This is a genomic window from Zavarzinia sp. CC-PAN008 (assembly GCF_051903925.1).
Taxonomy (GTDB): Bacteria; Pseudomonadota; Alphaproteobacteria; order Zavarziniales; family Zavarziniaceae.
The window spans coordinates 2,084,038-2,103,769 of the sequence record NZ_CP173678.1 but is presented as its reverse complement, the minus strand read 5'-3'; the positions used below and the strand labels follow the sequence as shown (position 1 = coordinate 2,103,769).

Annotated in this window: 23 protein-coding genes; 10 read left to right on the top strand and 13 right to left on the bottom strand. The window is 70.9% G+C overall.

The window, feature by feature from the left end; translation table 11 throughout:
- Window positions 1-138 precede the first annotated feature (138 nt).
- Window positions 139-1,050 (top strand): L,D-transpeptidase family protein, encoded by a 912-nt coding sequence (locus ACI6GS_RS09840; RefSeq protein ID WP_439817616.1) that lies wholly within the window; start codon window positions 139-141, stop codon window positions 1,048-1,050.
- An 11-nt stretch (window positions 1,051-1,061) separates the two neighbouring features.
- Here ACI6GS_RS09840 and speB read toward each other — a convergent pair whose 3' ends face one another.
- Both speB and ACI6GS_RS09830 read right to left on the bottom strand, forming a co-directional pair.
- Window positions 1,062-1,991: an agmatinase gene (speB, locus tag ACI6GS_RS09835; RefSeq protein WP_439817615.1), complete on the bottom strand. Its 930-nt coding sequence runs from the start codon at window positions 1,989-1,991 to the stop codon at window positions 1,062-1,064.
- 4 nt (window positions 1,992-1,995) lie between these two features.
- Window positions 1,996-2,289 (bottom strand): hypothetical protein, encoded by a 294-nt coding sequence (locus ACI6GS_RS09830; RefSeq protein ID WP_439817614.1) that lies wholly within the window; start codon window positions 2,287-2,289, stop codon window positions 1,996-1,998.
- Window positions 2,290-2,453: 164 nt separating this feature from the next.
- On the opposite strand from ACI6GS_RS09830, the gene ACI6GS_RS09825 reads away from it, so the two are divergent.
- The gene (locus tag ACI6GS_RS09825; protein WP_439817613.1) at window positions 2,454-2,978 is read left to right on the top strand and encodes a L,D-transpeptidase family protein; all 525 of its coding nucleotides are present in this window, start codon (window positions 2,454-2,456) and stop codon (window positions 2,976-2,978) included.
- Window positions 2,979-3,005: 27 nt separating this feature from the next.
- On the opposite strand, the gene ACI6GS_RS09820 is transcribed toward ACI6GS_RS09825, so the two are convergent.
- Together ACI6GS_RS09820 and ACI6GS_RS09815 are read right to left on the bottom strand one after the other, a co-directional pair.
- Window positions 3,006-5,258, bottom strand: a complete 2,253-nt coding sequence (locus ACI6GS_RS09820) for a putative bifunctional diguanylate cyclase/phosphodiesterase (RefSeq protein ID WP_439817950.1) — start codon at window positions 5,256-5,258, stop codon at window positions 3,006-3,008.
- 223 nt (window positions 5,259-5,481) lie between these two features.
- Window positions 5,482-6,096: a class I SAM-dependent methyltransferase gene (locus ACI6GS_RS09815; RefSeq protein ID WP_439817612.1), complete on the bottom strand. Its 615-nt coding sequence runs from the start codon at window positions 6,094-6,096 to the stop codon at window positions 5,482-5,484.
- A gap of 164 nt (window positions 6,097-6,260) precedes the next feature.
- Here ACI6GS_RS09815 and ACI6GS_RS09810 point away from each other — a divergent pair, with 164 nt between their 5' ends.
- Window positions 6,261-6,638: a hypothetical protein gene (locus ACI6GS_RS09810; protein WP_439817611.1), complete on the top strand. Its 378-nt coding sequence runs from the start codon at window positions 6,261-6,263 to the stop codon at window positions 6,636-6,638.
- Here the strand turns inward: ACI6GS_RS09810 and ACI6GS_RS09805 are convergent.
- Both ACI6GS_RS09805 and ACI6GS_RS09800 read right to left on the bottom strand, forming a co-directional pair.
- Window positions 6,607-7,974 (bottom strand): ATP-binding protein, encoded by a 1,368-nt coding sequence (locus ACI6GS_RS09805; RefSeq protein ID WP_439817610.1) that lies wholly within the window; start codon window positions 7,972-7,974, stop codon window positions 6,607-6,609. The genes ACI6GS_RS09810 and ACI6GS_RS09805 overlap by 32 nt on opposite strands.
- Window positions 7,971-8,723: a response regulator gene (locus tag ACI6GS_RS09800; protein WP_439817609.1), complete on the bottom strand. Its 753-nt coding sequence runs from the start codon at window positions 8,721-8,723 to the stop codon at window positions 7,971-7,973. Before ACI6GS_RS09800 ends, ACI6GS_RS09805 begins: the two co-directional genes overlap by 4 nt.
- A gap of 161 nt (window positions 8,724-8,884) precedes the next feature.
- On the opposite strand from ACI6GS_RS09800, the gene ACI6GS_RS09795 reads away from it, so the two are divergent.
- Genes ACI6GS_RS09795 through ACI6GS_RS09785 form a run of 3 tightly spaced genes read left to right on the top strand, consistent with a single transcriptional unit; the run spans window position 8,885 to window position 9,914 of the window.
- On the top strand, window positions 8,885-9,220 hold the full coding sequence (locus ACI6GS_RS09795) for a hypothetical protein (protein WP_439817608.1): 336 nt from the start codon (window positions 8,885-8,887) through the stop codon (window positions 9,218-9,220).
- 8 nt (window positions 9,221-9,228) lie between these two features.
- The gene (locus ACI6GS_RS09790) at window positions 9,229-9,477 is read left to right on the top strand and encodes a cysteine rich repeat-containing protein (protein WP_439817607.1); all 249 of its coding nucleotides are present in this window, start codon (window positions 9,229-9,231) and stop codon (window positions 9,475-9,477) included.
- A 56-nt stretch (window positions 9,478-9,533) separates the two neighbouring features.
- The gene (locus ACI6GS_RS09785) at window positions 9,534-9,914 is read left to right on the top strand and encodes a carboxymuconolactone decarboxylase family protein (RefSeq protein WP_439817606.1); all 381 of its coding nucleotides are present in this window, start codon (window positions 9,534-9,536) and stop codon (window positions 9,912-9,914) included.
- Between the two features lie 149 nt (window positions 9,915-10,063).
- Here the strand turns inward: ACI6GS_RS09785 and ACI6GS_RS09780 are convergent, their stop codons facing one another.
- Both ACI6GS_RS09780 and ACI6GS_RS09775 read right to left on the bottom strand, forming a co-directional pair.
- The gene (locus tag ACI6GS_RS09780; protein ID WP_439817605.1) at window positions 10,064-12,208 is read right to left on the bottom strand and encodes a DUF4139 domain-containing protein; all 2,145 of its coding nucleotides are present in this window, start codon (window positions 12,206-12,208) and stop codon (window positions 10,064-10,066) included.
- Window positions 12,209-12,363: 155 nt separating this feature from the next.
- Window positions 12,364-12,543, bottom strand: a complete 180-nt coding sequence (locus ACI6GS_RS09775; protein ID WP_439817604.1) for a hypothetical protein — start codon at window positions 12,541-12,543, stop codon at window positions 12,364-12,366.
- 122 nt (window positions 12,544-12,665) lie between these two features.
- On the opposite strand from ACI6GS_RS09775, the gene ACI6GS_RS09770 reads away from it, so the two are divergent.
- Window positions 12,666-13,397 (top strand): LuxR C-terminal-related transcriptional regulator, encoded by a 732-nt coding sequence (locus tag ACI6GS_RS09770; RefSeq protein ID WP_439817603.1) that lies wholly within the window; start codon window positions 12,666-12,668, stop codon window positions 13,395-13,397.
- Window positions 13,398-13,451: 54 nt separating this feature from the next.
- Here ACI6GS_RS09770 and ACI6GS_RS09765 read toward each other — a convergent pair whose 3' ends face one another.
- Complete coding sequence (locus ACI6GS_RS09765; protein WP_439817602.1) at window positions 13,452-14,090, bottom strand: peroxiredoxin; 639 nt, start codon at window positions 14,088-14,090, stop codon at window positions 13,452-13,454.
- 185 nt (window positions 14,091-14,275) lie between these two features.
- Between ACI6GS_RS09765 and ACI6GS_RS09760 the strand changes: the two genes are divergently transcribed.
- Window positions 14,276-15,091 carry an alpha/beta fold hydrolase gene (locus ACI6GS_RS09760; RefSeq protein WP_439817601.1) on the top strand — a complete coding sequence of 272 codons (816 nt, stop codon included), beginning with the start codon at window positions 14,276-14,278 and terminating at the stop codon, window positions 15,089-15,091.
- On the opposite strand, the gene ACI6GS_RS09755 is transcribed toward ACI6GS_RS09760, so the two are convergent.
- The gene (locus tag ACI6GS_RS09755; RefSeq protein WP_439817600.1) at window positions 15,071-15,508 is read right to left on the bottom strand and encodes a hypothetical protein; all 438 of its coding nucleotides are present in this window, start codon (window positions 15,506-15,508) and stop codon (window positions 15,071-15,073) included. The two genes, ACI6GS_RS09760 and ACI6GS_RS09755, sit on opposite strands and share 21 nt — an antisense overlap.
- Before the next feature lie 69 nt (window positions 15,509-15,577).
- On the opposite strand from ACI6GS_RS09755, the gene ACI6GS_RS09750 reads away from it, so the two are divergent.
- Complete coding sequence (locus tag ACI6GS_RS09750) at window positions 15,578-16,081, top strand: DUF2147 domain-containing protein (protein WP_439817599.1); 504 nt, start codon at window positions 15,578-15,580, stop codon at window positions 16,079-16,081.
- On the opposite strand, the gene ACI6GS_RS09745 is transcribed toward ACI6GS_RS09750, so the two are convergent.
- The 3 genes from ACI6GS_RS09745 to ACI6GS_RS09735 form a co-directional block, all read right to left on the bottom strand.
- Window positions 15,996-16,724 carry a DUF2306 domain-containing protein gene (locus ACI6GS_RS09745; RefSeq protein WP_439817598.1) on the bottom strand — a complete coding sequence of 243 codons (729 nt, stop codon included), beginning with the start codon at window positions 16,722-16,724 and terminating at the stop codon, window positions 15,996-15,998. The genes ACI6GS_RS09750 and ACI6GS_RS09745 overlap by 86 nt on opposite strands.
- Window positions 16,681-17,646: a glycosyltransferase family 9 protein gene (locus ACI6GS_RS09740; RefSeq protein ID WP_439817597.1), complete on the bottom strand. Its 966-nt coding sequence runs from the start codon at window positions 17,644-17,646 to the stop codon at window positions 16,681-16,683. The genes ACI6GS_RS09745 and ACI6GS_RS09740 overlap by 44 nt, the downstream gene beginning before the upstream one ends.
- 67 nt (window positions 17,647-17,713) lie before the next feature.
- Entirely contained in the window at window positions 17,714-18,985 is a 1,272-nt protein-coding gene (locus ACI6GS_RS09735; RefSeq protein ID WP_439817596.1) for a glycosyltransferase family 4 protein, read from the bottom strand.
- Between ACI6GS_RS09735 and ACI6GS_RS09730 the strand changes: the two genes are divergently transcribed.
- Entirely contained in the window at window positions 18,972-19,730 is a 759-nt protein-coding gene (locus tag ACI6GS_RS09730; RefSeq protein WP_439817595.1) for an alpha/beta fold hydrolase, read from the top strand. The two genes, ACI6GS_RS09735 and ACI6GS_RS09730, sit on opposite strands and share 14 nt — an antisense overlap.
- Window positions 19,731-19,732 lie beyond the last annotated feature (2 nt).

The window sequence follows — 19,732 nt, the reverse complement described above, 5'->3', positions numbered from 1 at the left end:
AGGAACGGAGATGCCATCGGGAACCCGCTGGGCTCACGTAAGGTCGCGCACTATAAGGCGCTGTGACGCGCGGTCAAGCCTGCAATGACCACTCGATGACTCTTTCCGCGCGTCCCCGTCCAAAGCGTTGAGGTGCCGATGCCTGCCGAGACCGCCCCGAACCGCCGCGCCGTGCTGGCGGGCCTCGCCGCCCTGGCCGCCGTCCCCGGCCCGGCCCGCGCCGCCTCCGCAAGCCGCCTGACCGGCCAGCTGATGCAGTACCAGGCCCAGGGCCAGGACACCTTCGTCGAGATCGCGCGCTGGTACAACCTGGGCTTCGTCGAGCTGGTCACCGCCAATCCGGGCGTCGATCCCTGGCTGCCGGGCGAGGGCCGGGCGATCCTGCTGCCGACCGCGCACCTGCTGCCGCAAGTGGAGGGGCCGGCCCGCGGCATCGTCATCAACCTGGGCGACCAGCGCCTCTACCTGTTCGAGGATGGCGCGGTGCGCACCTGGCCGATCGGCATCGGGCGCGAGGGGGTGGACACGCCGGTCGGCCGCACCTCCATCGTGCAGATGCGCACCGATCCGACCTGGATCCCGACCGAGTCGATGCGGGCGGAGAATCCCGACCTGCCCGCCATGGTCCCGCCGGGGCCGGACAACCCGATGGGGGCCTTCGCCATCGACCTGGGCTTTGCCGGCGCCTATCGCGTGCACGGCACCAACCGGCCCTATGCCGTGGGCCGGCGCGTCTCGTCGGGCTGCATCCGGCTCTATCCCGAGGGGATAGAGGACCTGTTCGGCCGGGTCACCGTGGGCACGCCGGTGACCGTGGTCGACCAGCCCTGGAAGCTGGGCCTTGTCGACGGCCGCCTGCTGGTCGAGGTCCATGTCGAGGGGGCCGCGATCGACGCGGTCGAGGCCGGCACCGCGCGGCCGGCAACCACCCTGCCCGGCCTGACCCAGGCAGCGGCCCGCCTGGCCGCGGAGCACGGCCTGGCGCTGGATGCGGCCGCCCTGATGAAGGCGATCGCCGAGCGAACCGGCGTGCCCCAGGTCATCGCCTGAGGCGGAGCGCCTCAGCGGCGCGCGGCCATCCGGCAGATCTGCTCGAAGGCGATGGTGGCGCCGGCCAGCGCGGTCACTTCCGCATGGTCGAACGGGGGCGACACCTCGACCACGTCCATCGCCACCAAGGGAAGGTCGCCGATCCCGTCCAGGATCGCCTGCAGCTGCGCGAAGGTCAGGCCGCCCGCTACGGGGGTGCCGGTGCCGGGCGCGAAGGCGGGGTCGAGCACGTCGATATCGATCGTGAGATAGGCCTTGTGACCGCCCACGATGCCGCGGATGCGCTCGGCGATGGCCTGCGGCCCTTCGGCATGGACCTGGCGGGCGTTGAGGACGGTCAGGCCCATCGTGTCGTCGACCCAGGTCCGGATGCCGGTCTGGACCGACCGTTCCGGCACGATCAGGCCATCCTTCACCGCGCGATAGAACATCGTGCCGTGGTTCATCTCGATCGCGTCCTGCTCCCCCGATTCCATCCAGGTATCGGGATGCGCGTCGAAATGGACCAGGGCCAGCGGCCCGTGCTTGGCGACCTGGGCCTTCAGCAGCGGATAGGTCACCCAATGGTCGCCGCCAATGCCCAGCACGAAGATGTCGCGCTTCACCAGCTCGGCCGCCGCCAGCTCGACCAGGGCGGGGATGGTGTGGGGCCGTCCGTGGTCGAAGGCGACATCACCGGCATCGGCGATGCGCAGCCGCTCCTTGGGGTCGAAGCCCCAGGGATAGGCCTTGAGCTCCGCCAGCTGAGCCGAGGCATGGCGCACGGCGGAGGGGCCCATGCGCGCGCCCGGCCGGAACGTGGTCGCCAGGTCCAGCGGCACGCCCAGGATGGCGATGTCCGCCCCCTCCTCCGGTTCCAGCCGGGGACAACGGATGAACGTCGATGGCGCGACATAGGTCGGCATCGACGACAGCATCCCGGGCGGCCGGTACTCGGTCATGACGCTACTTGCGCAGCGACTGGCTGAACATGCGGTCGGCGCGCTGCGCCGCGGCGGCGGCATTGGCCTCCGCGTTCTGGGCCGCCAGCTGCGCCGCCTGGGCCGCCTGGGCCGAGCCGGCCGCCTGGGCCTGCGCCGCCTGGGCCGCGGCCAATGCCTGGTTCGCCGTATCCTGGGCGGCCCGGGCCTCGGACAGGGCCTGGTTCAACAGGGCGCGATCCTCGTCGCTGAGGCCGGTGCACCCGGCGGCAAGGCCGGCAGCCATCAGTACCGCGGCGAGGGCAGGTCTGCCACGCATGAAACCTCCAGGAACAGTTGGACCAATGAAGCGGCGGCCAGCATAGCCGAGTGCCCCCATCCATCAAGCGCGCGGGGGCTCAGGCGCGCTCCCTGGCGCGCCGGGGGCCGGCTCTTGCCGGCTCGCTGCACGGGGGCGATAACCGAACCATGGATTGGCCCCGCTTGTTCCCGCCGATTCGTGCGCTGGGCCGGATCGCCGCGTTGGGCCTGCTGCTGGCGGCGGGGCGGCCGGCGCACGCCGAGCCGGTCGTGATCGGCGGCGCCGCCGTCGACCTGATCCTGGTGGAGAAAGCCCAGCGGCGGCTGAGCCTGATCCGCGATGGCCGCACGGTGCAGTCCTTCCCGGTGGCGCTGGGCTTCGCGCCCGTGGGGCCGAAGCAGCGGGAGGGCGACGGCCGCACGCCGGAGGGGCGCTACCGCATCGACGCGCGCAACCCGCGCAGCCAGTACTACCTCTCCCTCCACGTCTCCTACCCGGACGCCTATGACCGGTTGCGGGCACGGCAGGGCGGCTATGCCCCGGGTGGCGCCATCTTCATCCATGGCGAGCCCGGCAGTGCAGAGGGCCGTGCCGCTGCCCGGCGCATCGGCGACTGGACGGCGGGGTGCATCGCCGTCAGCAATGCCGCCATGGACGTCATCTGGTCTTCGGTCGAGGACGGGACCCCGATCGAGATCCGACCCTGAAGCCCGGGGCGCGGCCGGACGTCCGCCTCAGGCCGCTTCCTCTGCCGCGGGGGCATCGCGGGCCAGCAGCTCCGGCACGTGGGACAGCGACATGGGCCGGCTGATCAGGTAGCCCTGGGCGTGGCTGCAACCCAGGTCTCGGACCCAGGCCAGGTCCTCCTCCGTCTCCACGCCCTCGGCCACGGTCTCCATGTTCAGGGCATGGGCGATGGCGACCACGGCGCGGACGATGGCGCTGCGCCGCGCCGCCGCCGCCTGGCCAGAGACGAAGGCCCGGTCGATCTTGATCTTCTGCACCGGGAACCGGGCCAGGTAGCCCAGCGAGGAATAGCCGGTGCCGAAATCGTCCAGCGCAATGCCCACGCCCAGCTCGGCCATCTGGCGCATGAACTCCTCGGCCTGGGCGTCGTGCTGGATGAACATCGCCTCGGTGATTTCCAGCTCCAGCCGGTCGGCCGGCAGGCCGCTGCGCGCCAGTGCTGCCCGGATGGTGCCGGCCAGGTCGCCATTGTCGAACTGGGCGGGCGACAGGTTGACCGCGACCCGCACCGGCTGGTCCCAGGTCGCGGCATCGGCACAGGCCCGGGCGATGACCCAGTCGCCCAGGGCGCTGATCAGGCCTGAGCGCTCGGCCTCGGCGATGAAGGCGCCGGGCGCCAGCAGGCCCAGGCGCGGATGGCGCCAGCGCAGCAGCGCCTCGAACCCCACGATCCGCGCCTTCAGCCCACCCGGGCGGAAGGCGACGATGGGCTGGTAGAACAGTTCCAGTCCGTCATTGGCGATTGCCTCGCGCAGGTCCTCCAGCAGTTCGCGCCGCTTGTTGGCCTCGCGATGCATTTCGGGGTCAAAGACGGTGACCCGGCCGCGCCCGCTATCCTTGGCATGGTACAGGGCCAGGTCGGCATTGCGGATCAGCTGGTCGATATCGTCGCCCTCGGCAGCCATCGCCAGGCCTGCGCTGGCACCGACGGTGATGCGCGCGTCGTCGATCTGATAGGGCTCGGACAGGCGGGCGATGATGAGGTCCAGAAGGTCCCGCGCAGCGGCGGCCGGCCTGTCCAGCAGGGCCACGCCGAATTCGTCCCCGCCCAGGCGACCGATATGGACGCCGTCCATGCGAAAGGCCCGCAGCCGCTCGGCCACGATCGCCAGAAGCTGGTCGCCCACCGGATGGCCCAGCGAATCGTTGACCGCCTTGAAGCCGTCCAGGTCGAGACAGGCCAAGGCCAGCGTTCCCTGGCCACGCCGGGCCGTCTCCAGCAGCAGGCTGGAAATCTCGCGAAAAGCGGTGCGGTTCTTCAGGCTGGTCAGGGGGTCGGTGCGCGACAGCCAGACCAGTTCGTCCTGGGCCAGCTTCTTCTGTGTGACGTCGGAACCGACACCGCGCAGGCCGATGCGGGCCGGCGCGTCGGCCCGCGCCCCCAGCCGGGGCTCGGCGCCCAGGGGCTTGGCCGCCAGCGACCACCAGCGCCCACCGGGCAGCGCCTCGACCATCAGGTCGCGGAACGGCCGGCCGGCGGCCACCGCGGCGACGAACGTGCCGCGCGACGACGGCGTCAGCAACGCCGTGAAACTGGTTCCCAGCAGCGCGGCAGAGGTCGTGCCCGCCACCTCGCCAAGGCGGGGGGAGCATTTGACGATGACCAGCGCCTCGTCCAGCTCGAACAGCCAGTCGGAGCCGCTTTCCTCGAACGCATTGAGCAGCAGCTCGATGTCCAGCCGGCGCTCCTGCAACTCGGCCTCAGAGCGGAAGCGGTCGGCGAAGACACGCGCCGTGTCGCTGGCGCTGCGCATCACCGTCACGCCATAGACCGCCAGCAGGCAGACCAGCGGCCAGCCATAGGGGTTCTGCGACAGGACGACGCCGCTCGCCCCGCCCAGCGCCAGCACCAGGGTGAAGCACGCCGCCGCGCGCGGCACCGTCGCCAGGGCAAAGCCCCCGGCGCAGATCATGCCGGTCACCAGCGTCGCCACCAGCACCTGCCCCGCCACTTCCAGCTGGTGGAACCACAGCAGCGGCACCACGGCCCAGATCGCGGCCAGGATGCCGGCATGCCAGGTCGCGCGGGTCAGCGTGCGCTCGGACACGCCCATGTCGGGATTGCGCTCGCCCCGCTTGCGCCAGGACAGCCACGAGCGGATGGCGAAGACGACATAGAGCGTCAGCACGGTCAGCCACAGGCCCAGGACCGCCCGGTTGGCAACGGACGAAACGGCCCAGGCCGTCGCCCCGCCGTTGAACAGGTTTGCCGCCATCATCAGCGGCGTGTGGCGCAGCACCGCCTGCAACCGGGCCGCCCGGACACGGCCGGCCGGTCCGCTCCGGTCGCCTTGGGTCTGGACAAGCTGATGCGGCAAAGCGGTCTCTCTCAAGGCGGTGCGCAGGCACGGGACACCGGCAAGGCCGGACCCCAAGGTCGACCACTACCCTGGAAAGTTTTGAGAAGGCGTTAACCCATGGGATTCCGTGTGCGCCGCACGGTGGCGCCGGTCCGCGTACGGATCAACCGGGCCGGGCGCTGCCCCGATAGGTGAAGGTCATCGCCTTGGGCCCGTCGATATAGCGGGTCTTCATCTCCTCGATCCGGAAGCCCGCCCCCTCGATCAGCTTGTCCGGCTCGCGGTTCAGGTGGCAGCCGCCGGCGATCGTCTTCTGCAGGCCGTTCAGGCGCTCCTGCCACTTCACCACGGCGGCGTCCGGTGCCTTGCCATGTTCGACGAACAGCAGCCTGCCGCCCGGCTTCAGCACGCGCCGCATCTCGCGCAGGGCCTTGCCCGCGTCGGGGATCGTGCACAGGGTCCAGGTCGTCACGACCGTGTCGGCACTGTGGTCGTCCAGCGGGATCGCCTCCCCCGTCAGGCCGATGAACTCGACCGGGAACGGCTTGCCCACGGCACGCTTCTCGGCATAGCGGCGCATCTGCGCGGAGGGGTCGAGGCCCCACAGGTGGCTGACCCTGTCGCTATAGAACGGCAGGTTCAGGCCCGAGCCGATGCCGATCTCCAGGACCCGGCCCTCCGCCTCCGGGATCAGCTTGGCGCGCTGCTTCGTCAGGGCGGGCGCCTTCATGACAAGGTTCAGCAGGTGGGGCAGGACATAGTTTTCATAGATCGCCATGGGCGCGCAGACTACACGGCGACCCGTGGAAAAACAGCGTTCATTTGCAGCGGCGACGGCCGGCCCGGCCCCGGCCGGTCACCCATGCGCCGGGGGCGGGTGTCTTGCCGCAGCGGCGGCCCCATGTCTGCTGGCGCATCGCAATCGCAAGACAGGCAGGTCGCATGAAGAACCCCCCAGCCCTGGACCCGGCCGCCGCCCCTGCCCCGGCCGAGGCCGGCATCCGTCGGCAGCGCAGCGCCTGGCGCGAGGCGGTGCTGGTCTGCGGCAAGTGCTCGCGCAAGCTGGACGGCGGCTTTGGCCGCAAGCAGAAGGCGGGCCTGGCCAAGGCCCTGCGCAAGGAACTGGACCTGGGCAAGGGCCGGCGCGCCAGGGCCGGCGTGGTCGAGATGGGTTGCCTGGGCCTGTGCCCGAAGGACGCCGTGACCGTGGTGCGCGGCAGCCAGCCCGGCACGCTCTATGTCGTGCCGCGCGGCGCCGACCTCGACGCGGTCGCGGCGACGCTTGGCCTCAGCGCGAAGCCGGGGCCAGGGGAAGACTGACCGCCGCGCGCAGGCCGCCGCCGGGTGCATCGCCCAGCGTCACCTGCCCGCCATGCAGGTCCAGGATCTGCTTCACGATGGCCAGGCCCAGGCCAGTGCCGCCATGGCCGCGATTGCGCGACGGATCCAGCCGGACAAAGGGGTCAAAGACGCGCGCCCGCTCCGCCGGCGGAATGCCGGGTCCCGCATCGTCGACCAGCAGCACGGCGCGCGCACCGTCCAGCGCCAGGCTGATCGTGGCCTGCGTGCCATAGGCGATCGCGTTGTCCAGCAGGTTGTCCAGCACGCGCCGCGCCGCCGGCTCGCCCATCGCCACCAGGACGACGCCGGGCGGCAGTGCCGCCACGGCGGGGCGCTGCCGTTCGTCGCGGGCCTCGACGCAGGTGCGCACCAGGGCCGCCAGGTCGACCGGCCCGCGCCCCCCGGCATCCAGCGTGGCCCCGGCGAAGTCGAGCGATTCCTCGACCAGCTTCTGCATCCCCTCCACGTCGCGCACCGCCCGCTCGCGCGCCGTCCCCTCGGGCAGCATCTCGACGCGCAGGCGCAGGCGCGTGAGGTAGGTGCGCAGGTCGTGCGAGAGCGAGCCCAGGATGAACGTGCGGCTGTCCAGCAGGCCGGTGATCCGGGCCTGCATGGCGTTGATGGCACGGATCAGGCCTCGCACCTCGCGCGTGCCCTGCTCGGGCAGGGCGACGGGCGGGCCGGCGCCGATCCCCTCCACCGCGCGGGCCAGGCGGCGCAGCGGCTTGGTCTCGCGCACCAGGGCCAGCACCGCCAGCACCGCCACGCTGATGCCGAGCATGCCGCCGATCAGGCCCGCCGGCAGGCCCAGCACCCGTGGCGTCAGGCGTTCCTGCCCCTGCACCACCAGTGTCTCGCCCGAGGCCAGCGTGACGCCGACGCGGAAGCGGCGCACGCCACGCAGGGCGGGATCCGCGTCGCGGTCATAGAGCACGACCGGGGCCCGCGCGCCCAGGCCCTGGCGCACCAGTTCGCGGCCCAGGATGCGCCCCAGGCCAGGCATCGCCGTCTCTCCCGCCTCCGGCTCCAGGGGCCCGGGCTGGATGCGCGCGGGCAGGCCGTTGGCCGCGGTCGCGCGCAGGACCAGCGGCCGGTCGGCCTGCGGCACCCGGTCCAGCAGGGTGGCCAGGGCCAGCACCTGCTGCGCCAGGGGCAGGCGTCCCTCACCCGGGTCGGCGTCGCGCAGCCACCACCACAGGCCGAACATCGCGACCTGCAACAGGGCAAAGGCCACGGCCAGGATCAGGACCAGCCGGCCCAGCAGTCCCAGGCGCCCGAACCAACCGGTGGTTTCAGGCAGAGCGGCGCCGCTCATCCCAGGTCCTCGACCTCGCCCGCGAACAGGTAGCCGACATTGCGCACCGTCGTGATGCGGGCCCCCAGCGCGGGAGCCGCCTGCGCCAGCCGGGTGCGCAGGCGCGACACGGCCACGTCGATCGTGCGGTCGAACGGCTCCACATGCGTGCGCCCCCGCGTCCAGTCCAGCAGCTGGTCGCGCGACAGAACCCGGCGCGGCCGGTCCAGGAAGCAGCCCAGCAGGTCGAACTCGGCCGAGGTCAGGGCGATGCGGGCGCCATCGGCGGCATCGACCGTGCGCGCGTCCAGGTCGACGACCACGCCCTCGACCCGCTTGCGCCGGCGCGGCGGCTCCGCGGCGCCCGGCACCGCCGCCGGCACGGCCCGCACCCGGCGCAGGATGGCGCGAATCCGCGCCAGCAGTTCGCGCGGCGAGAACGGCTTGCCCAGATAGTCGTCGGCCCCCAGTTCCAGGCCCACCACGCGGTCGATTTCGGCCGTCTTGGCGGTCAGCATCAGGATCGGCAGGTGACTGGTCGTGGCAGTCCCCTGGCGCAGGCGGCGACAGATCGACAGGCCGTCTTCGCCCGGCAGCATCAGGTCCAGGATCACCAGGTCCGGCCGCCCCGTGGCCAGGATGCGGTCCATCGCCGCCCCGCCGTCGGCGGCCTGGACCGCGAAGCCTTCGCGTCCCAGGAACTCCACCAGCAGGTCGCGGATGTCGGGATCGTCCTCGACCAGCAGGATCGTCGTCGCCGTCTCTGTCATGGCCGCAGGATCGGGCGCGGCGCGGCGCGACGCAAACCCCCAGACGCGCCCGTTACAAATCGATACATGCCGGGGTGCTGCTGCAAAATCGCGGCAAAGCACGGGGTCCAGGGTTCAACCGTCGCGGGGCAGGCGTCCCGCCCGTCGAAGGAGGATTGGCCATGTCGATCAGGACCCTGCTCGCCCCGCTGGCGCTTGCCGCGGCCCTTGCCGTGACGCTCCAGGCAGGCCCCGCCGCAGCGTGGGAGCGCAACAGCACGACGACCACCCCGCGCGGCACCTGGTCGTCGCATGGCGGTGGCAGCTGCGCCCATGGGACTTGCAGCCGGCACCGCAGCGTGACCGGCCCCCAGGGTTACAGCGCCAGCCGCTCGGGCTCGGTCACGCGGGTTGCCCCGGGGTCCTATGCCTATTCCCGCACCACGACCGGACCGCGGGGCCACAGCGTCACCCGGTCGGGCACCGTGTACCGGCCCCATCCCTATTCCCAGTACTGAGGCGACCAATGGCGATCACACGCACGCTTCTCCTGGTGGCGGGCCTGCTGGGCGGGACGTCCGCCGCCGCCCTGGCCCAGGCGCCGATGCAGCAGGTGCGCAGCGCCTGCGCCGCCGACATGCAGCGGCATTGCGCCGGGGTCCAGCCCGGCGGCGGCCGCATCCTGGCCTGCTTCCGGCAGCACCAGGCCGAATTGAGCCCCGCCTGCCGCGAGGCCCTGGCCGCGGCGCGGGCTGCCCGGGCGAACGCGCAATAGCCCGCCGCATCCGCCCGGGGCATGATCCTGCGACCTGAACCGGGAGGATACGAAGAATGAGCGACGACGATACGCGCGCCCGCGGCCTGGACACGATCCGCCGGGTGTTCGGCCGGGTGCCGGGCCCCGCGACCCAGGAATCGCCCATCATCGAGCACACGATCGAGCAGGTCTTCGGCCGCATCTGGTCGCGCGCGGGCCTGACGCTGCAGCAGCGCTCGATGATCACGGTCACGACGCTGATCGCCCTGGGGCGCGAGCACGAGTTGCGCATCCACCTGGGTGGTGCCCGCAACCTGGGCCTGGACCGCGCCACGGTGGAGGAGATCGTGCTGCACGTCGCGCACTATGCGGGCTGGCCGGCGGGCATCAGCGCCCAGCGCCTGGTGGACGAAGTCTATGGCCCCGCCACCGACAAGGCCACGGCCGAGGACTGATCTCCTTACGCCTGAGCACCTCATCCTGAGGTGCGAGCGGACCGGGCCTCGAAGGATCGGCCACCTGCAATGGCGGCCCATCCTTCGAGACGGCCTGCGGCCACCTCAGGATGAGGTGGTCGCACTGGAAGCAATCATTCGTCGATCAGCTACTTCACCGAGAGGACGTAGGCGGAAAGGGCCTTGGTCGCGGCGTCGAGGCTGGTCTCTGCTTCCGCGATCCTGACCTGGAGGTCCTCGATCCGGGTTTCCTGCTCGTCCAGCTTGGTCAGGTAGCGGCGGTGCAGGTCGCTGCCCTCGGGCACCCGCTGCAGGTTCTCGCGCAGGCGGCCCTGTTCCTCGATGATCGTGCTGCGGTCCGATTCCAGGCGCTCCAGCGCCGCGCGCGCGTCGGTCGCCGCCGTCTGCAACTCGGCCACGCGGCGGAACACCGCGCGGACCTTGTCGTCGATCTCGTCCGAATTGGCGAAATAGGCGATCTGCCCCGCGCTGGCGCTGTTCAGGTCCACATACTGGTCGATCGGCCGTTCCGTGACGATGGCGACGGCCCGCGTCTCGCCCGGCTTCAGCGGCACGGTGATGCGCCACGCGCCATCGGTCAGCGCGACGGCATCGCCCGTCGGCTCGACCAGTGTCAGGCCGGCATCGCGCGGATGCTCGATCACCAGGCGCCGTGCCTCCCGCGCCGGGGCCTGCACGGCATAGGTCGTCGTGCTGCGCTCGATCGAGCGGTAGCGATAGAGGCCGTTGGCGATCGCGCCCTCCGCGATCCGCGTCGTGGCGGCCTGGGTCTTGTCCAGCACCACCTTGGTGTCCAGCGCGAAGGTGACCATGCGTTCCTCGCCCGCGGGGAACGCGGCCAGGCGCGCGTCGCCCAGATAGGCATGGCCGCCCGCGGCACCGCGCTCGTACAGGGTCAGCACACCCGGCGGCAGGCCCGTCTCGCCGTCATTGCTCAGGCGCACGCCGGCAAGGGGATGGCGCTGGCTGATCGCCCCGGCATAGAGCGACAGGCGGCCCGCCGGCACGTCGCGGTCGATGATCGGCACGGCCAGCGATTCGCCCGAGGCAACGGTGATCGGCTGGGTCAGGCGGAACTGGACCTGGGTCTGCGCCTCCTCCCCGGCCACCGCCGTGGCAACCCCGGCCATGCCGATGGGCTCCGGCGCGGCCTGGTTGACGGGGGCCGCCATCATCGGCGGCGGCGGCGGTGGGGGTGGGGGCGCCATGGCGCCGGCGGCGTAGCCGCCGCGGCCGTCGAACAGCGCGGCGCGCGAGCGGTTCATCGAATCCTGCTCATAGTCCCCGCTCGGCACGCCGGGGGACAGGGCCTTCATCTCGCCCTGGTCGGCCGGCGGCAGGATGCGGCCCACCACCTCGACCGGCACTTCGGGGCGGTCCAGGTAGTAGGCGGCATAAAGCTGCTGGCGGAAGGTCACGGGCGAGCCGGAGACCAGCGTCAGCTCGACCCCGTCCCAGTCCTTGCCGCTCATGTTCTCGACCACGGCCCAGCCCTGCAGCCGGGCCTTCTCGCTCTCGGCATCGGCCCCCACGGTCAGGCGATAGGCCGACTTCCACAGCGGCGCGCCGACGACGTAGCCGACCCGCACCGTGCGCGTGCCCTGCCCCCTTGATTCGACCGTGATCGTGCGCTTGTCCCGTGCCTTGTTGGCGGCGATCCCGGCCAGCGCCTCCGACACCTGGCGCTGGACCGCGGGGTCGGTGAACTGCAGCGCCTGGGCATCCTCCAGGACCATCTGCTGCATGCCGGCATCGGTGACCAGCGTCACGCGGTTGCGCACGACGGTGCCGCGATTGTCGCCCAGCTGTTCGGTCACGGGCTCGACGCTCAGCAGCCGGCCGGTCAGCGTGCGGGCGCCGGTCGCCTTGACCTCTGCCCCCTTCAGCGCGTTGAGCAGGGCGGCGGGCGAGATCAGGTCGTTGGCATCAAAGGGCAGGTCGCGGAACAGCTGTTCCATCGGCTCCCGCCCCGGCAGGGACAGGCCGCCCACGCCGCCCTTGTCGTCATAGACGACGACGCTCTTCAGGACGTCGTCGACCTGGGCCAGGGGCACGTCGAAGCTCAGGCGCTCGCTGTCCGTGACCTCGGCCTCGTACTCGAAATAGCCCACGCCGCCGCTGGACAGCATTACCCGCCCCAGCTTCAGGTCGGCGGCAAAGGCCGGCATGGCGCCCAGGCCAAGAGTGGCCAGCGCCGTCCCGGCCAGGACCAGCTGCCTCAGCCCTCCCGCCAGGCGAACTCCCGGTTCCGAATTGCGCGATCGCTCGATCATCAAGGCGCCCTCCCGTATGCGCGGGCGCAGCCTTGGCCCCGATCTGGGCGGGAGCATGGCGGCCCTTGGGCGGAACCATGCCCGCGATCCGGCCCCGGGTCGAGCGACGGCGATCACGGCGCCGATCCTGGACGGCGCCGTGATCGCCCTTCGGCTCAGTTCATGCGGGCGCGCAGCTTCTCCATCGCCTGCTCGATCAGGTCGGCCGCGTCCGGCGACCCGACCAGCCGCGATTCCTCAGCCAGCATGGCCAGGGCCCAGCGGATCGCCTCCCGATTGGGCCCGGTCACCACCTGGCGCGCGCTGGCCTGCGCGCTGCGTTTTTCCAGCTTCATCCCCACTTCTCCCCGCCAAGAAGTCGCGCCCCTTTGTTGGCTACGAATTATGAGGCAGGATCATGGTCGCTACACCTCGTGAAAACCCTAGGCGACCGCTCCAATACATAGTTTGACAATCCATGGATACGCCCAAAAAGCGACTGGATCAATTCCTCACCCGTCTTGAGCGGATGGAGGATATCGAATCCCTGGACCTGATTGGACTTGCCGATCGAACGCGGGAGTTGCTGTCCGACTTGGGACAGCACGACTTTTCCGTGTTCAGCCTGCGCCAGCACGACGATCCCCGCCCGGGACTGTTCCTGGGCACGATGACCGAGAACTGGAGCGCGCACTACATCAACGAGGGGTATCACCAGTTCGACCCGGTGATGACCGCGGTCTCGACCGCGGACGAGCCCTATACCTGGGACGAGATTCCGCGCCGCAATCTGGTGCCCCGGGCGCGCCAGTTGTTCGTGGACGTGGGCAGCATCGGCTACGTCAACGGCATCGTGGTGCCGATGCTGATCCGTGGCGTGGGGCCCGTCGCCTTCACCACCTTCGCCAGACAGCCGGAGGTGACGCCCGCCATCAAGGTCCTGGTCGAGGCCCTGGCCCGCAAGGTGGCGCGCCGCGTCGCCCGGTTGCAGCACCAGCAGATCGACGAACTGCCCCCCCTGACCCCGCGCGAGGCCGAGATCCTGCGCTGGGTCGCCCTGGGCCTCAGTGCAGCCCAGGTGGGCCTGGTGACGGGCATTTCCGCGCGCACGGTCGAATACCACCTGTCGAACGTGCAAAAGAAGCTGAACTCCAACAACCAGACCAACTCGGTTGTCATCGCCCTCGCCGCCGGCATGCTGACGTTCTAGCGCCGGTCCGGTCGGGTCGGGTCGTTGCCAACCCGCGTCCCGGCATGCCCAGGGTCAGGTATTGGGCTGGGGCGTCATGCGGAGATAGGGCTTCAGCGCCGTATAGCCCTTGGGGAACTTCTCCGCGATCACGGCCGGATCCTGCAGCGAGGGCACGATGACGACGTCGTCGCCGTGCTTCCAGTTGCCGGGCGTCGCCACGCTGTGGCTGTCGGTCAGTTGCAACGAGTCGATCACGCGAAGCAGTTCGTCGAAATTGCGCCCCGTGCTGGCGGGATAGGTCAGCGTCAGGCGGATCTTCTTCTTCGGATCGATCACGAAGACCGAGCGCACGGTCAGCGTGTCGTTCGCGTTCGGGTGGATCATGCCATAGAGGTCCGACACCGAACGGTCGGCATCGGCAAGGATCGGATAGTTGAGGGCGGTGCCCTGCGTCTCCTCGATGTCGCCGACCCAGGCGCGATGGCTCTCCAGCGGATCGACGCTCAGCGCGATCACCTTCACGTTGCGCCTGTCGAACTCGCCCTTCAGCTTCGCCACCAGGCCAAGCTCGGTCGTGCAGACCGGCGTGAAGTCCTTGGGGTGGGAGAACAGGATCCCCCAGCTGTCGCCCAGCCAGTCATGGAACTGGATCGGCCCATCGGTGCTGGCCTGCGTGAAGTCGGGGGCGATGTCGCCAAGGCGAAGGGTCATGGGACTTCCCTGCTTTCGGACGGATCTGGAAGGCCCGACGATACAAGTGGGCCTGCTGCCGCGCAAGTTGAGCCACAGCAACTTCCTGGGCGAAATAATATATTACACAAAGTTATTGTTATAAATGGGCTCGACGGCGCTACCGGCGCTGCGCTTCCATGCAGCAGGGATGGGGGGGAACGGGCATGCAGGTGGAGACGTCGCACGGCAGGATCGCGGTGCAGGATACGGGCGGGGACGGTCCGCCGGTCCTGCTGATCCATGGCAATTCCTCGTGCAAGGAGGTCTTCCGCGCCCAGTTCGCGGGTGCCCTGGCCAAGGGCCGTCGCCTGGTCGCCTTCGACCTGCCGGGTCATGGCGCCTCGGCCGACGCGACCGATCCGGCGCGCAGCTACCGCATTCCCGGCTATGCCGACCTGGTCATGGAACTGGCGGACAGGCTGGGCCTGCCGCGCGCCGCGGTGATCGGCTGGTCGCTGGGCGGCCATGTCGCGCTGGAACTGGTCGCGCGCTGGCCCGGCATTGTCGGCGCATTGATCGTGGGCACGCCGCCCATCCGGTTCGAGCCGCAGGCAGTCGCCGCTGCCTTCCATATGGACGAGCATGCAGGCCTGACCGGGCAGGAGACATTCAGCGATGCGGACGCCCTGACCTATGCCGGGCGCACGACGGGGCGCACCCCGCCCGAAGACTTCCTGCTGCGGGCGGTGCGGCGTTGCGATGGCCGTTCGCGGGCGATGATGTTCGCGTCCGCGCTGGCGGGCGAGGGCGAGGACGAGGCGGCCCTGGTGGCGCAGAGCCCGGTGCCGCTGGCCGTCCTGACGGGCGGGGCGGAGCCGATCGTGCGCAACGACTACATCCTGGGCCTGCGCTATGCCGCGCTGTGGCGCAACGCCGTGCAGGCCCTGCCCGGCCTTGGCCATGCGCCGTTCTACGAGGATCCGGCGACGTTCGACGCGGTGGCGGGCGCGTTCCTCGGTTCACTCCCCCGCTGGGGCTGAATCGGGGGCGGATCCGTCCAGCACGTCCTGCGGAATCGGCGCGTCGAAGCCCTCCGCGCCAAAGCCGGCATCCTCCTCCACGCCCTGCAGGCGGTGCAGGCCGGCGCGCAGCCAGGGCCGTACCGCCGCCGGACCCAGCGCCTGCATCCAGCCGTGCCAGGCCTCCGCCCCCTCCAGGATGCGGTCGGCGACGGGGCCCGGCTCCAGGTCGCGGCTCCAACCCACCAGGCCTTCCGAATTCAGGATGGCCAGCGCCAGCATGGCCAGGACCAGTCCCAGGCCGACGCGCCCGGCGCTGGTGCGCGGCGTGGTCGCCGGGATTGCGTCGGCGATCGGCTGGCGTGGCGGCGTGGCCCCGGCGATGGGGGGCACGGCGGCGGAATTCTGCATCTTGTGTGACGGCACGGGCTGCGACATGGCCCAATCCCGCCACAAACTGGGCGATACTGGAAGAGCGGCGGAAGCGGCCGCGTGGAGGGCGGGAGAATGCGTGCGCATGTCGTGGCGGGCCTGGTGGCGCTTGCGGCCCTTGTCGGTCCGGTCCAGGACCGCGTCCAGGCGGACGAGATGGTCACCAGCCCGCAGACCAAGATCGACGGCCTGTGGCGGATGACACCGGGCACGCTGGTCGTGGCGCTGGCCCGCTGCGGCGAGAACCTTTGCGGCAAGGTCGCAGCCCTGGGCAAGGGCATGGCCCGCACCGATGTCCTGAACCCCGTACCCGCCGAGCAGACGCGCGCGCTGTGCGGGCTGCCGATCATGCCGGCGATGCGCTGGGACGGCTATGCCTGGAGCGGTACGCTCTATGATCCGCAGGACGGTACGGTCTACAGCGTCGCGCTGATGCCGGCGGACGACGGCACGCTGTCCGTCTACGGCAATACCGGCACGGGCGAGGAGGCGCTCATGATGCGGAGCTTTGGTCGGTCCGAGACGTGGACCCGGCTGGAGGTGCCGCCGGCATCATGCGCCGAGCCGAACCTGTCCTGACCGCCGACAGCACCAGGAACAGCTCCGCCGCCGCCAGGGTCAGCAGCCAGCTGGCCCAGGCGGTCGCCTGGTAGACGGTCCAGAAGTCGAGCCTCAGGCTGATCGCCAGCCACAGCAGGAAGCGCAGCAGCACCGCCGACAGGGTCAGGGCATAGCTGCGAATGATCCAGCGCCGGTGCGCTGCGATGTTCCGGCGCCAGGCATGCCACCAGGCCAGGCCTGTCGTGACCAGCCAGGCCGTCGCCATGGTGGCGAAGCCCCAGGCGGCGACCGGACCCGCCACCGTGCCGAAGGCCACCGGATAGGCTGCCAGGCCCGACAGCAGGCACAGCACCACATAGCTCCGCCCCAGCCAGCGATGCAGGCCGCGCCAGCGCCGGCGGATCGCCGGCACGAACTGGACCGGTGCCACCAGCAGGGCCAGCCCACCCAGCACGGTATGCAGCAGGAAGGCGACCGGATTGGCCGCCATGTTGCCGCGCAACTGCGCCGGCAGGCTGGCCGGGTCCATGCGAATCTGGTTCAGCGCGAACAGCCCCACCTGCGTCCCCTGCCAGGCCAGAACGCAGAACAGCGCCCAGCCCAGCCAGCGGACCGCGTCAGGCGGGACGGCGCGCGGCCGCGGGGTCGCCGATCGGATCATCCGCCAGAGCAGGCACCAGTTGGCCCGCGGCGTCCATGACCGCCATCACCGGCAGCTCATCAAGGCTGCCGCGCCGCAGGATGGCGACGGCCCGGCCGCGCGGCGCGCACAGCGCCGGATCGGACGCGGCCGAGAACAGCACGACGGACGGCGCGCCGCCCAGCGCCGCCAGGTGCATCGGCCCGGTATCGTTGCCGATGGCCAGGGCGGCGCGGCGCGCGATGGTGGCCAGGCCCACCAGGTCGGTGCGGCCCGTCAGGTCCAGCGCCCGCGGGATCGCGGCGGCCAGCGCGCGTTCCGAAGCGGCCCCCACCACAACGGGCGCTAGGCCGCGCTCGTCCAGCCACGCAGCCAGCGCCGCAAAGCGCTCCACGGGCCAGCGCTTGTCCAGCCGATGGGCGGAGCCGCCCGGCACCAGCATGGCATAGCGCGGGGGTAGGCCCAGCGCCGACAGGTCGGCATTGGCAAAGGCCAGATCGGCGGGCGGGACGTCGGCGATCCCGGCCGCCCGCAGCTGACCCTTCTGCCGCTCCACCGTGTGCAGCGTGTCGCGCAAGGGGTCGGGATCGGGGTGTGAACAACCCCGCGCGATGCCCGACCATTCCGGCCGGGGCGGCGGCATCAGGGTGAAGTAGCGGCTGCTGCGGCCGGAAGTCTGCAGGTCATAGACCCGGTCGAACCGCGCTTGGCGCAGGCGCGCGATCATCCGCCGGCCCGCCAGCAGGTTCCACCAGGCCGGCCGGTCGTCGATCCAGATCTCGTCGAACAGGCCGCTTGCCTGCGCCAGCTCACGCATCGGCGTCGTGGTCAGCAGCGTGACATGGGCCGGGGCGTGGTGATCGCGGATCGCCCGCGCGGGACCAAGCGCCAGGGCGAAGTCCCCCAGGGCGCCATGCTTGATGACCAGGATCCGCGACGTCACGACACCGAACCTCGAAGGGCGGTGCTGCGGCCACGCGGCCGGATCAGCACGCCCGCGTCAAGCCCCCTCACGCTGTCAGCAGCGAGCGGTAGACGTCGAGGGTGGCGGCGGTCATGTGGGCGATCGAGAAATTGGCCTCGATATGCCCGCGCGCGCGCCGCGCCAGGGCAAGCCGCGTGTCGAGGTCAAGGTCGAGCGCCAGCGCCAGCGTCTCGGCCATCGCCTGGGCATCGCCGGGCGGGACCAGCCATCCCGTTTCCCCGTCCAGCACCGTCTCGCGCGAACCGCCATGGCCCGTGGCGATCATCGGCCGGCCCATGGCCTGCGCCTCGACCGCGATGCGTCCGAACGCCTCCGGCTCTATCGAGGCACTGACGACCACGTCGGCCAGCATGTAGGCCGCCGGCATGTCGCTGCAATTGCCCACCAGCCGGACAACGCCGCCCAGGCCCGCGGCATCGATGCGCGCAACCAGTTCGTCGCGATAGCGCTTGCGGCCCTGGTCGGCACCGACCAGCAGCACGGTCAGGTCACGCCGGCCCAGGCGCTCGATCGCCTCGATCATGACCTCCTGTCCCTTCCACCGCGTCAGGCGGCCGGGCAGCATGACCAGGGGACGGTCGTCGGGCAGGCGCCAGGCCTTGGCCAGGGCCGCGAGCCGCTCCGGCTGCACCGCCTGGGGATTGAAGCGTACCAGGTCGACGCCGCGCGGCACCGTCACCAGCTTCCGCGCGACATCGGGATGGCGGGCGATGATGTGGTCCGCGATGAAGTCGGACGTGGCAATGACCCGGTCGCCCGCCGCCATGATCGCGTTGTAGCGCCGTTTCAGGGGCAGGTTCTCGGAATAGGTCCCGTGCCACGTCGTGACCAGCGGCACCCCGCAGGCCCGCGCCGCTGCCCGCGCGCTCCAGGCCGGCGCACGGGAGCGGGCATGCACGATGTCGACGCCCTCCGCCCGGATCAGCTCCACCAGGCGGGCGACATTGCGATACATGACGATGGGATTCTTGCTGTCGACCGGCAGGGTCACGTGCCGCGCGCCCGCGCGTTCCAGTTCCTTGACCATCGGCCCGCCGCAGGATGCGACCAGCGGCAGGGCGCCCGCCTCGACCAGGGCCTGGGCGATGTCCAGGGTGCCGCGCTCGACGCCCCCCGTCTCCAGGGCGGGAATGACCTGCAGCACCGTCACCGGGCGGTCGCCGGCCTGGGCATGGGGCTGCTGCCCGGCACGCACCTCGGCCGCGTGGGTGTCGACCGCGGGCGCGGTGCGGCCGGCCGCCTGTTTCGGCCCCCGGTCCCAGGTGATAGTGTCCGCCTGCACCATGTCGACGCTCAAGCCTGCAACGCTCCTCCGTGACGATGGAGCGACAATCGCCTACCGGGCGGCAATGGGCAATTCGCCAACTGTCGTCTTTCTGGGCGGATTCCGCTCCGATATGGGCGGAACCAAGGCCACTTTCCTGGATGCGCATTGCCGCAGCCGGGGCCTGGGCTATGTCCGCTTCGATTATTTCGGCCATGGCGAATCATCGGGCGCATTCACCGACGGCAGCGTCGGCCGCTGGCTGGATGATTCGCTGGCCGTCATCGACCATCTGACCACGGGGCCGCTGGTCGTGGTCGGCTCCAGCCTGGGCGGCTGGCTGGCGACGCTTGCGACGCGCGCCCGGCCCGACCGTGTGGCTGCCCTGCTGACCATCGCCGCAGCCCCGGATTTCACCGAGAGGCTGATCTGGCAGCCGCTGGATGAGGCCGAGCGGCAGCGGCTGCGGTCGGACGGACACCTGGTCCGCGTGTCGCCCTATGGCACGCCCGACGTCCTGACCTGGCACCTGGTGGAGGAGGGGCGACGCCACCTGGTGCTGGACGGGCCCTTGGCGATCGACTGCCCCGTCCGCCTGATTCACGGCCTGGCCGATGCCGAGGTGCCATGGCAGCTGTCGGTCGAGCTGTGCGAGCGCCTGGCAAGCCAGGACGCCGAAGTGATGCTGATCAAGGGCGGCGACCATCGCCTGTCCAGTCCCGCCCACCTGACCCACCTGTCGGCGACGCTCGACGCGCTCGTCGCCCATAGTGCCTGAGG